Origin of the sequence: Massilia niastensis DSM 21313 (assembly GCF_000382345.1) — a bacterium.
In the GTDB taxonomy this organism is placed as follows: Bacteria; Pseudomonadota; Gammaproteobacteria; order Burkholderiales; family Burkholderiaceae_D; genus Telluria; species Telluria niastensis.
Genome location: NZ_KB908077.1, coordinates 255,266 through 266,207, shown reverse-complemented (window position 1 = coordinate 266,207; position 10,942 = coordinate 255,266). Strand labels below are relative to the sequence as shown.

Below are 10,942 nucleotides of genomic sequence, written 5' to 3'. Positions count from 1 at the left end.
CGAGGTCCATTCCTCGGCATTTTTCCCACTACCTGGCACCGCTGTTCCTTGATTACGAAGTTGACGGCGCCAAGTATAAAGGGTCTGCTCCGTGATCCCGCTCTCGCGGGCCAGCTCCGACACCGGCCTGTTCTGCGGCGGCATCATCTGCCGCAACAGCGCTTCTTTCCGTTCTGCTGAATACTGCTTCACACGATCTCTCTTGCCCGTCCCCGATATCGTTTTACTTCATCAGGTGACGCGACAACTATTCTGACACCGGGGGGCTTGCTCCCTACCTTTAACAACATGCTCAAGCAGAACTTCAAAAAAATGTTGGAGTAAGGAGTTACATTCGCTAGCCCATGGGGACCCTAGCGCGCGTAGCCTACTTGGGTCAGCGAATACAGCGACATCGTTTCCAATAGGGATATCTACAAAATCTAGTGTGGCTTGAGTCTGCTCTAGTTGAAAAAAGCGCGAAACCTTGGTAGACGGGTGTGGACGACTCATCATTGTCCCAGTAAGAAAGGTGCGCCATTATCACATGAAAAGTTTCCTAAACGACAGAGAAGAATGCACGCAGATCTGCACGGCGCTCGATGTATAACCTGCTCTTCCTTCGTCAACGTACTGCCGGACGACCAGCAGTGCTCCTGCTTCCGCATGCTCACGATCTGTGCTCTTGATGGTCGGTTGAGTAGTCTTAGCTTTCCGTAGACATTCTCACGTAGGCCTTTGGCGGTGTTCGGGTAGCGATTGATCATTTCCATCTCTGTCAAGGGCGATGCACTGAGAATTTAGTCGGTTAGATGAGATTTACGGACGAGTGAGGACTAAGATCAACTGATGTAGACTAACTGAAGAGGTCAACGTACACTGTTGAAAAATTTGGAAGAGTGTTCATGGCTTTTCCAGGATTGCAGTTCTTCTCATATAAATTGGATATAGTCGTGAGTGAATCAACAAAGTCAGCATTAATTAGCGCGGTGCTCACCGGCATCTTTACTGTTTTAGCAGGCGTCGCAGTGTATTTTTTCACTACCAAAGAACCTGAACTTGTTTACTCAGTAGTTGGAGGTCCTGCCCTTTCTAATGCCTTAGGAGCAAAACGCATCTTTGTTGTCGAGGTTCGAAACGAAGGGAAAAAAGAAGTAAGCCAAACCTTGATCCATGTTGCACTGAAGGGTGGAGAACTTAGTGAGGCAGCATCTGAAGCAAGTCCTGGGGTGAAAGTATTAGAGGAGAAAACCCCAAATTTGATAAACATCAAAGCAGATTTATTGAATCCTGGCGATTCGGTTAAGGTCTCATTTCTAGCTTCACTTGTTACAACCGGCATCGAGCCTACCGTAGCAGTTCGTTCTCCAGGAGTGAAGGCGACTGCAGAGAATTCCAAGTTAGATGAAAAGTCGATTCTTGCAAATCCAAATAAGATCATGGCTTTTATTCTGCCTATAGCTGCAGCACTTGCTTCGTACTTGGTTTCTGCTCGTGTTGGTCGCATTAGGCGAATCGTTGAGGGGCGCAGTCCCAATCCATCGCTAGATCAATCCGAGATAACAGCGTATTTGTGTGCTGCATGCGGACTGCACGAAGAAGCAAATCAACTACGTTTTGGAGGTTCGGAAGTGTCTTACAGAGGAACATCTGATTTTATAATGCAGAAAGCGCTACAAGCGGATGCTACATTGCGTATCAGATACGAAGCCGCACTCCGTGCACTGTTGCACTTTGCGCCAACGTCAACCAATTCTAGAAAATCTATTCGTTATGCAATCAACTCAATATCGTCTAATCAAATTACAGACGAAGAGTTTGAACAAATTGAAGGAAACGTTATAAAAGAAGGAGATGATCCTATTGTTTGGCGGCGAAATGTAACCAGTTTTGTAAGCCAATTGGGTATAGGGTCAGACGTACAGGTCCCAACCTAGATATTTGAAAGACGAGATACAGTTAACTTGTGTAAAACCAATTGGACCTAGTCTTGTTCGAAATCGAGCTTTGGAACAGGGAATGTTGAGCTTGCAGTGCACGAATTGCTTGATGATAGTACTCTTCAAATGTGCCGTTTCTTGTTTAGGGAAGAAACAGATCGTCAAACGAGTGCAAACCCTGCTTCAGTATACGGACACATTGCTTTTCAGCAACACGTGCGCGAACTTGCGATCATGCACCTGTTGCACTGCTCTTGCAGTGGCATACGGTCTCGGCATCCGAGTGTTAAGATGAATGTATACCTTTAGAGGACTTGTAAGCAGTACTCTAGCTTTCCTTCGCCACATATTGACAAGGTCAATACAGGTCTCAGATGCCGTAATTTTGCTGAGATATTTTGAAGGGGCAATGCACCAAAGGAGTGGGTGGGGTACATCCCCGGGGTGGGGGCTCTGATCCATGCTTAACGGCTGCTCAATCGTTGCTCAAGCAAACACCTGCAAACTTGGTTGCCTCAGATAGGCCTAACAGCGTAAACTGTTGATCTGAAAGGGAAAGAGCAGCGGGAGCAAGGTAGCGCAAAGCGCTAACGACGCACTCATAATCCGTTGGTGCCCGGTTCGACTCCGGGGAGGCCTACCAATAAATCAAAGGGTTAGCTAAGAAGCTAACCCTTTCTTATTGCCTGAACTACTTCGTGCCTCAGCCTTCCGCTTCCTCGATCACCCCCGCATCCACAAACCCATCGATCTCGGCGTCGCTGTAGCCATACTCGCGCAGCAGCTCGCGCGAATGCTCGCCCAGCATCGGTGCGGGCCGGTCGATGCGCGTCGCACTCTTCGAAAAATGGATAGGGCAGCCGAGCGCGCGGGTAGCGCCGGCCTGCGGATGCACCAGGTCCACCACCATCCCGCGCGCCAGCGTTTGCGGATGCGTGAGCGCCTCGCCGATCGTGTGCACCGGTCCCACCGGTACGCCCGCTTCGTCGAGGATGGCGATCCATTCCGCCTTGGTGCGGGTCGCCACGATCTCGCTCATCATCGATACCAGCACCTCGCGGTTTTCCATGCGGTCCGAATTGGTCTTGAAGCGTCGATCCTCGCACCACCCCGGCTGCCCCAGCGCCACCGCGATGCGCTCCCAGTTGCCCTGGTTGGCGCCGCCGATGTTGATCCAGCCGTCACTGGCCTTGAAGGCCTGGTAGGGCGCAGTCAGCAAATGGGCGGAGCCGGTCGGACCCGACGATTCTCCCGTCGCAAAATAGATGGCCGCCTGCCAGTAGGTCTGCTGCAGGGCCGCCTCGATCAGGGACGTATCGACCACCTGGCCTTCGCCGGTCTTGAGCTTGTGGACATACGCGGCAGCGATGCCGGCCATCGCGAGGATGCCGGCGTTGGTGTCGGCAATCGAGTTGCCGGTCTTGACCGGAGGTCCCCCCGGCTCGCCGGTGATCGACATCAGTCCCGAAAATCCCTGTGCGATCAGGTCGAAGCCCGGCTTGTCGCCGTCGGGACCATCGCGTCCGTACCCCGACACGGCGCAGTAGATCAGGCCCGGGTTCACCTGGCTTAGTACATCGTAGCCGAGCCCCAGTTTTTCGAGGGTGCCGCGGCGGTAGTTTTCGGTCAGGACGTCGGCGTCCTTCACCATGCGCAGCAGGATGTCGCGGCCCTGTGCGTGCTTCAGGTTGAGGGCGATGCCGCGCTTGTTCCGGTTCAGGATCATGAAGGGCGCCGAGACGCCATTGACGCGCGGCTCGCGGTAGGCGCGCGCATCGTCGCCACCCGGCAGCTTCTCGACCTTGATGACGTCGGCGCCCATATCGGCCAGCATCATGCCGCAAGTCGGTCCAGCCATGATCTGCGCCAGTTCGAGGACGCGCATGCCGGCCAGGGGGCCGGTGTGTTTTGGTTTGGTCATCAGGTTCCGGTCCATTGAGGGCGTTGTTTGTCGAGGAAAGCGTTGACGCCGATCTTGAAGTCGGCGCTGCCGTAGGCGGCGCGGATCAGGTCTTCTCCGTCCGGCAGGCCTGCATTGACGAGGCGCCGGATCGCTTCCTTCGACACCCGCATCGTCACCGGCGCATGGCTGGCGAGCCGTTTGCACATCCTGGCGACTTCCGCCTCCAGTACCTCGGGCTCCGCCACCGCCGTCACGAAACCGCAGGCCTGCGCCTCGGCCGCGCTGATGGTCTCGGCCAGCAGCAGCAGGCGCTTCGAGGTCGGCACGCCCACTGCGGCGACGACCCGCGCCGTGTTCTTCATCGACAGGCAGTTGCCAAGCGTGCGGGCGATCGGCACTCCGAAAGCCGCGCCAGGCGTGGCGATCCTGAAGTCGCAGGCGGCGCTGATCGCCAGGCCGCCGCCGATCGCCCAGCCTTCCACGATCGCGATGGTCGGCATCGGCAGGCTCTCGATCTGGCCCACGCGCTCGTCGATGGCTTTTTCGTAGGCCACGCCGTCGTCCCCGCCGTCGAAGGCGCCGAACTGTTCGATGTCGGTGCCGGCCACGAAGGCTTCGCCGCCGGCGCCGCGAATGGTGGCCACCCGGATCGATGGGTCGGCCGCAATCCGGGTGCAGATCGCCCCCAGTTCTTCATACATCGCCCAGGTCATCGCATTGCGCGCCTGCGGCCGGTCGATCAGGATGGCTGCCACGCCATCCTCGATAGCCAGGTGTACCTTGCCGTGTTGATCGGTCATGATGTCCTCTCAGGCTTGCGCCGACAGCGAGCGCGCCAGCACGCGCGCCACGTGCACGGCTTCGCGCTGCGCGCCGTCGGCGATCTGGTGGCGGCAACTGGTGCCGTCCGCAACCAGCACGGTGTCGGCGCCGGCGGCGCGCACCGCCGGCAGCAAGGACAGCTCGGCCATCTGCATCGACACGTCGTAGTGCTTCGCTTCGTAGCCGAAGCTGCCCGCCATGCCGCAGCAGCTCGATTCGATCAGCTCCACCTTGAGGCCGGGGATCAGGCCAAGCACGGTCTGCACCGGCCGCACCGCATCAAAAGCCTTCTGGTGGCAGTGGCCGTGCAGCAGCGCGCGCGATTCCGGCAGCGCCGTCAAGGCCAGCTTCAGCTTTCCGGCGGCGTGCTCGCGCGCCAGGAATTCCTCGAACAGCAAGGCCTGCGCTCCCAGGGCCTCGGCGTCCTGGCCCAGGCCCATGACCAGGAATTCGTCGCGCAGCGTCAGCAGGCAGGACGGCTCCAGTCCGACCACCGGCACGCCGCGCGCCACGTACGGGCGCATCGCTTCCACCACGCGCCGCGCCTCCGCCCTGGCCTGGTCGACCAGCCCGCTGGCCAGGTAGGTGCGCCCGCAACAAAGGGGACGCTCGGGCTGCGCATCGGCCGCCGCCGGCCGCGCCACGTGCACCTTGTAGCCGGCCGCCTGCAGTACCTTCAGCGCGGCTGCGGCGTTTTCGCTCTCGAAGTAATTATTGAAGGTATCGGCGAACAGCACGACGTCGGCCTGCTCCGGGGCGAGAGCGGGAGCGGCCGTGCCGGCCATGAAGGTGTCGCTGCGCCAGGTCGGCAGCGTGCGCCTTGCCGACAGGCCGAACAGCTTCTCGGACAGGCGGGCCGCCCCCGGCACCGAATTGCGCAGGTTGGCAAGCCATGGCAGGCGCGCTGCCCACGGGGCCCAGCGCGGCAGGTTGGCGATCAGTTTGTCCTTGCGCGACAGGCCATGCTTTTTCTGCCAGTGGTACATGAATTCGGTCTTCATGCGCGCCATGTCGACACCCGTGGGGCAGTCGCGCTTGCAGCCCTTGCAGCTGACGCACAGGTCGAGCGTCTCGCGCATTGCTTCCGACGTCAAGCCGTCTTCGCCCAGCTGGCCGGACAAGGCCAGGCGCAGGGTGTTGGCGCGGCCGCGCGTCAGGTGCTGCTCGTCCCTGGTGACGCGGTAGCTCGGGCACATCGTGCCGGCGTCGAACTTGCGGCAATGGCCGTTGTTGTTGCACATGTCGACGGCCTTGGCGAATCCGCCCGCCGGGTCGCCGCCGGCGCCGGGCGCCGTGCTTTGCTCCGTCACCGGATCGACCTGCACATTCCAGGCCGACCAGTCCAGCACCGTCGTCAGCGCCGCCGGCTGGTAGCCCGGCTTGTAGCGGAACAGGGACTTGTCGTCCATCCGCGTGGCGCGCACGATTTTCCCGGGGTTCATCAGCCCGGCCGGGTCGAACAGGTGCTTGATTTCCTCGAACGCGCGCAGCAGGCGCGGGCCGAACTGCCACGCCACCCATTCGCTGCGCACCAGGCCGTCGCCGTGCTCGCCCGAGAAGGCGCCCTTGTACTTGCGCACCAGTGCGCCCGCTTCTTCGGCGATGGCGCGCATCTTTTCGGCGCCGCCGCGGCGCAGGTCCAGGATCGGCCGCACATGCAGGGTGCCGACCGAGGCGTGGGCGTACCAGGTGCCGCGCGTGCCGTAGCGTGCGAACACTTCGGTCAGGCTGCTGGTGTATTCGGCCAGGTGCTCGAGCGGCACGGCGCAGTCTTCGATGAAGGAGACCGGCTTGCCGTCGCCGCGCATGCTCATCATGATGTTGAGGCCGGCCTTGCGCACTTCCCACAGCGCCTTCTGCGCGCCGGCGTCGGTCATCTCGACCACGCTGCCGGGCAGTCCCAGCTCGGCCATCAACGCGACCAGCCTGGCCAGGCCGGCGCGTTGCTCATCGAGCGATTCGCCGGCGAATTCCACCAGCAGGATCGCATCGGGTGCGCCGATCAGGGCTTTCTCGATCACCGGGCGGAAGGCCGGGTTGTCGCGCGCCAGCTCGATCATGGTGCGGTCCACCAGCTCCACCGCCACCGGCTCGAGCTTGACGATGTGGCGCGTCATGTCCATCGCCTGGTGGAAGGTCGGGAAGTTGATGACGCCGAGCGTTTTATGCCTGGGCAGCGGCAGCACCTTGAGCGTGATGCGCCGGGTGGTCGCCAGCGTGCCTTCGCTGCCCACCAGCAGGTGGGCCAGGTTGACGCTGCCATCCTGGGTGTAGGGCCGTTCGCTCTGGGGATGATAGATGTCGATGTTGTAGCCGCCGACCCGCCGCATCACCTTGGGCACCATGCGCGCGATCTCGTCGTGCTCGCGCGCGGCGATGGCGCGCAGGCCCGCCATCAGCTCGCGCACGCGCGGCGGCGCATCCTGCATGGCCCGCTCGTCCTGGAAGCGGGCCTCGGTGCCGTCCGACAGGATCGCATCGATCGCCACGACGTTGTGCACCATGTTCCCGTAGGCGATGGAGCGCGAGCCGCAGGAGTTGTTGCCGGCCATGCCGCCGATCGTGCACTGCGCCGCCGTGCTGACGTCGACCGGGAACCAGACGCCGTGCGGCTTGAGCCAGGCGTTGAGGTGGTCGAGCACGATCCCCGGCTGCACCGTCACCGTCATGGCGGCCGGGTCGAAATCGAGCACCCGGTTCAGGTATTTGCTGTTGTCGATCACCAGCGCTTCGCCCACGGTCTGGCCGCACTGGCTGGTGCCGCCGCCGCGCGCGAGGATCGGCACGCCCATTTCGCGCGCGATGGCGATGGCCAGCTCCACATCGCGCTCGGTGCGCGGTATGAACACCCCGATCGGGTCCACCTGGTAAATCGAGGCGTCGGTCGCGTAGCGACCGCGCGAGGCGGCGTCGAACAGGACTTCGCCCCCCGTTTCGGCAGCCAGCCGCTTTGCCAGTCCTTGCCCATTCATTCGGGAAGCGAGTTGTACGCTCAACTTGATCGGTGCCGCGGCGGGTGCATTCATGGGGTCTAGGGCTCCTGGGTGGCTTTCGATGCGCGCAGGTCGGCCACGACCGTATCGCGCTTGGAGAGAAGATGGCGTTCCAGCACTGCGCGCAGGGCGGGGCCGTCGCGCCGTTCGAGCGCGTCGAGCATGATGCCGTGCTCCTTCATCGCCGCATCCCACTTGTCCTGGTTGAAGTTGGAACGGAAGCGCAGGTTCTGGATGCGTGCGTTCAGGTGCAGGTAAGTGGTCGTCAGCACCGCGTTGCGGGCACTGGCGTTGATGCGGTCATGGATTTCGTGGTTGATCTTGTAGTAGGTCGCCAGGTCGCGCCGCGCATGCGCCGCCTGCATTTCGTAATGCAGCGCGCGGATCTCGGTGACTTCGGCATCGAGGATGCGTTCGCACGCCAGCTGGCCGGACAGCGCCTCGAGCGCGCCCAGCACTTCGAAGGTCTGCTCGATGTCGGCCACCGACATGTCGGCCACCTGGGCGCCGCGATTGGGCAGCAGTTCGATCAGGCCTTCGCCGGCCAATACCTTGAATGCTTCGCGCAACGGCGTGCGCGAGACCGCCAGCTGTTCGCACAGCACCCGTTCGTTGAGCCGGGTGCCGGGAGCCAGGATGCCCTCGATGATCATGTCGCGCAGGCGCACCGTGACGGCGGAAGCCAGGCCCTGGCGGTCGATGGCGACCGGACGGGCTGGGGAGGGGTGTGTTGGTTCGTGGATCATAAAATATATTGTATACGATTTATTGGAGCGTCAAATTATTCTTTTGACGCTGCCGAGTTACCCAGAAGGCCTGATTTACCTCTTGTAAGGCCCTTGAATTGGCCTAAAAACGCAGTCTTTCCTCGTTGCAGCGCAATAGATGTTTTTCTTGACACTACCGCGTTTACGTATATTGTATGCAAAGTTGCGCGTCGCTTGAATTACTCTGACTATGTTGGCCCCCACTAAGGAGTTGCAATGTTGAAGCTCAATTCTCACCCGTCCGGTCGGCATTTCCTGCAGATCCCCGGACCGTCCAACGTTCCCGACCGCATCCTGCGGGCCATGGACTATCCCACCATCGATCACCGCGGCCCGGAGTTCCAGCAGCTGGGCAAGAAAATCCTGGGCCAGATCGGCCAGGTCTTCCAGACCACGCAGCCGGTGGTGATCTATCCGGCTTCCGGCACCGGAGCATGGGAGGCGGCGCTGGTCAATACGCTGTCCCCCGGGGACACGGTGCTGATGTACGAGACCGGCCACTTCGCCACCCTGTGGAAGAAGCTGGCCGAGCGGCTCGCGCTCAAGCCCGAATTCATCGGCGACGACTGGCGCAGCGGCGCCGATCCGGCCCGCATCGAAGCGCGCCTGCTGGAAGACAAGGCGCACCAGATCAAGGCCGTGTGCGTGGTGCACAACGAGACCTCGACCGGTGTCACCTCGGATATCGCCGCGGTGCGCCGCGCCATCGACAAGGCCGGCCATCCGGCGCTGCTGCTGGTCGACACGATTTCCTCGCTCGGCTCGCTCGATTACCGCCACGACGATTGGGGCGTGGACGTCACCGTGGCCGGCTCGCAGAAGGGCCTGATGCTGCCGCCCGGCCTGTCCTTCAACGCGGTGTCGCAGAAGGCGCTGGCCGCCTCGCGCCAGGCAAGGCTGCCGCGCGCGTTCTGGGCCTGGGACGAGATCATCGAGAGCAACAAGAACGGCTTCTGGCCCTACACCCCGGCGACCAACCTGTTGTACGGCTTGTCGGAAGCCTGCGACATGCTGCTCGAGGAAGGCATGCAGAACGTGTTCGCGCGCCACCAGCGCCATGCCGAGGCCACCCGCCAGTGCGTGCGCGCCTGGGGCCTGGAGATCCTTTGCCAGAACCCGGCCGAGTACAGCGGCGTACTGACGGCGGTGGTCATGCCCTACGGCGCCAATGGCGAACGCCACAACGCCGATGCGCTGCGCAAGCTGATTCTGACGAATTTCAATATGTCGCTCGGCCAGGGCTTGAGCAAACTGAGCGGTTGGGTATTCCGCATCGGGCACCTGGGTGATTTCAACGACCTGACGCTGATGGGAACGCTGGCCGGGGTGGAGATGGGCCTGGCGCTGGCCGGGGTTCCGCACCAGGCCGGCGGGGTGGCTGCGGCGATGCGCTCGCTGCAGGAATCCTTGCCCGCGGCCGCCCTGCAACAGGCGGCATAAGGCGACGCCCGCACCCCGACGACTCGACCTTAGTAGAACACTCACAATATCGGCCACGGCCGGACAGGAGACAGTCCATGAACAGCCTTACCCTCAACTTCAAGCTCAAGCATGCGTTCGCGCTCGCAGGTCTGACCGTCGGCATGGCGCACGCCGCCGTGGCCAAGGAATGGGAACCCACCAAATCGGTCGAGTTCATCGTGCCGTTCAGCGCCGGCGGCGCCACCGACAATATGGCGCGCGCGATCCAGGGCATCATCGCCAAGCACAAGCTGCTCAACCAGCCGATCGTGGTGCAGAACAAGGCCGGCGCCGGCGGCGCGGAAGGCCTGCTCGACATCAAGAGTACGCCAGGCGACGCCCACCGGATCGTCGTGTCCTCATCCGGCCTGTACACGGTGCCGCTGGCAACCGGGCTGCCGTTCAACTGGCGCGACCTGACGCCGGTGGCGATGGTGGCGCAGGACGAATTCGTCCTGTGGGTGAATAGCGAAACGCCCTACAAGGCGCCGCTCGACTATCTGGCCGAGGTGAAAAAGAATCCATCGAAGTTCAAGATGGGCGGCACCAGCTCCAGGCGCGAAGACCACATCATCACCGCGCTCGTGGAAAAAGCGGCGGGTGTCAAGTTCGTCTATATCCCGTACAAGGGCGGCGGCGAGGCGGCCACCCAGCTATCGGGCAAGCATATCGATTCGAACCCGAACAATCCCTCCGAATCGATAGCGCAATGGCGCGCCGGCCAGCATCGCGCGCTATGCCTGTTTGCGGACCAGCGCAGCGCCTACACCGAGAAGGTGACCGATACCCAGAGCTGGGCCGACGTGCCGACCTGCAAGGAAAAAGGCCTCGATGTGCAGTACCAGATGCTGCGTGTCTTCATGCTGCCGGCCAAGGTCGCCCCGGAGGTGACCAAGTACTATACCGCCTTGCTGCAGAAGGTGGTGGCGACGCCCGAGTGGAAAGAGTACGTGGCAAAGAACGCGTTGAAGTCGACCGTGATGGTGGGCGAAGAGCTGCGCGCCTATATGGGCAAGGACGAACAGAACCACCGCCAGATCATGAAGGCTGCCGGTTTCATGGCACCGTAAGGCGCGC

9 protein-coding genes are annotated in these 10,942 nt (G+C 61.4%); 3 read left to right on the top strand and 6 right to left on the bottom strand.

Translation table 11 applies throughout. From position 1 onward, the window contains the following. Both H162_RS33035 and H162_RS35895 read right to left on the bottom strand, forming a co-directional pair. On the bottom strand, nucleotides 1-192 hold a 192-nt coding region (locus H162_RS33035), incomplete at its 3' end, for a transposase (protein WP_156885438.1). A 39-nt stretch (nucleotides 193-231) separates the two neighbouring features. Then, nucleotides 232-492 (bottom strand): DUF8370 family protein, encoded by a 261-nt coding sequence (locus H162_RS35895; protein ID WP_503826189.1) that lies wholly within the window; start codon nucleotides 490-492, stop codon nucleotides 232-234. Between the two features lie 392 nt (nucleotides 493-884). Between H162_RS35895 and H162_RS33830 the strand changes: the two genes are divergently transcribed. Next, the gene (locus tag H162_RS33830; protein WP_156885437.1) at nucleotides 885-1,916 is read left to right on the top strand and encodes a hypothetical protein; all 1,032 of its coding nucleotides are present in this window, start codon (nucleotides 885-887) and stop codon (nucleotides 1,914-1,916) included. A gap of 706 nt (nucleotides 1,917-2,622) precedes the next feature. Here H162_RS33830 and H162_RS0102340 read toward each other — a convergent pair. From H162_RS0102340 to H162_RS0102325, 4 genes are read right to left on the bottom strand one after another with little or no spacing between them, the layout of a single operon-like run. Beyond that, nucleotides 2,623-3,840 carry a CaiB/BaiF CoA transferase family protein gene (locus H162_RS0102340; protein WP_040786219.1) on the bottom strand — a complete coding sequence of 406 codons (1,218 nt, stop codon included), beginning with the start codon at nucleotides 3,838-3,840 and terminating at the stop codon, nucleotides 2,623-2,625. Beyond that, the gene (locus tag H162_RS0102335) at nucleotides 3,840-4,622 is read right to left on the bottom strand and encodes an enoyl-CoA hydratase/isomerase family protein (protein WP_020651834.1); all 783 of its coding nucleotides are present in this window, start codon (nucleotides 4,620-4,622) and stop codon (nucleotides 3,840-3,842) included. The genes H162_RS0102340 and H162_RS0102335 overlap by 1 nt, the downstream gene beginning before the upstream one ends. Before the next feature lie 9 nt (nucleotides 4,623-4,631). Continuing rightward, nucleotides 4,632-7,616, bottom strand: a complete 2,985-nt coding sequence (locus H162_RS0102330; protein ID WP_020651833.1) for an FAD-binding and (Fe-S)-binding domain-containing protein — start codon at nucleotides 7,614-7,616, stop codon at nucleotides 4,632-4,634. 59 nt (nucleotides 7,617-7,675) lie between these two features. Next, nucleotides 7,676-8,383 (bottom strand): GntR family transcriptional regulator, encoded by a 708-nt coding sequence (locus H162_RS0102325; RefSeq protein WP_020651832.1) that lies wholly within the window; start codon nucleotides 8,381-8,383, stop codon nucleotides 7,676-7,678. Between the two features lie 237 nt (nucleotides 8,384-8,620). On the opposite strand from H162_RS0102325, the gene H162_RS0102320 reads away from it, so the two are divergent. Then, nucleotides 8,621-9,844 (top strand): pyridoxal-phosphate-dependent aminotransferase family protein, encoded by a 1,224-nt coding sequence (locus H162_RS0102320; protein ID WP_020651831.1) that lies wholly within the window; start codon nucleotides 8,621-8,623, stop codon nucleotides 9,842-9,844. 77 nt (nucleotides 9,845-9,921) lie between these two features. Further along, a complete protein-coding gene (locus H162_RS0102315) occupies nucleotides 9,922-10,935 on the top strand; it encodes a Bug family tripartite tricarboxylate transporter substrate binding protein (protein WP_020651830.1) in 1,014 nt (337 codons plus the stop codon). Nucleotides 10,936-10,942: the final 7 nt, after the last annotated feature.

What these genes read in the sequence shown, in the direction of transcription:
- H162_RS33830 (WP_156885437.1), top strand. Translation starts at nt 885, where the DNA reads ATGGCTTTTCCAGGATTGCAGTTCTTCTCATATAAATTGGATATAGTC.
- H162_RS35895 (WP_503826189.1), bottom strand. Translation starts at nt 492, where the DNA reads ATGAGTCGTCCACACCCGTCTACCAAGGTTTCGCGCTTTTTTCAACTA.
- H162_RS0102325 (WP_020651832.1), bottom strand. Translation starts at nt 8,383, where the DNA reads ATGATCCACGAACCAACACACCCCTCCCCAGCCCGTCCGGTCGCCATC.
- H162_RS0102330 (WP_020651833.1), bottom strand. Translation starts at nt 7,616, where the DNA reads ATGAATGGGCAAGGACTGGCAAAGCGGCTGGCTGCCGAAACGGGGGGC.
- H162_RS0102315 (WP_020651830.1), top strand. Translation starts at nt 9,922, where the DNA reads ATGAACAGCCTTACCCTCAACTTCAAGCTCAAGCATGCGTTCGCGCTC.
- H162_RS0102340 (WP_040786219.1), bottom strand. Translation starts at nt 3,840, where the DNA reads ATGACCAAACCAAAACACACCGGCCCCCTGGCCGGCATGCGCGTCCTC.
- H162_RS0102320 (WP_020651831.1), top strand. Translation starts at nt 8,621, where the DNA reads ATGTTGAAGCTCAATTCTCACCCGTCCGGTCGGCATTTCCTGCAGATC.
- H162_RS0102335 (WP_020651834.1), bottom strand. Translation starts at nt 4,622, where the DNA reads ATGACCGATCAACACGGCAAGGTACACCTGGCTATCGAGGATGGCGTG.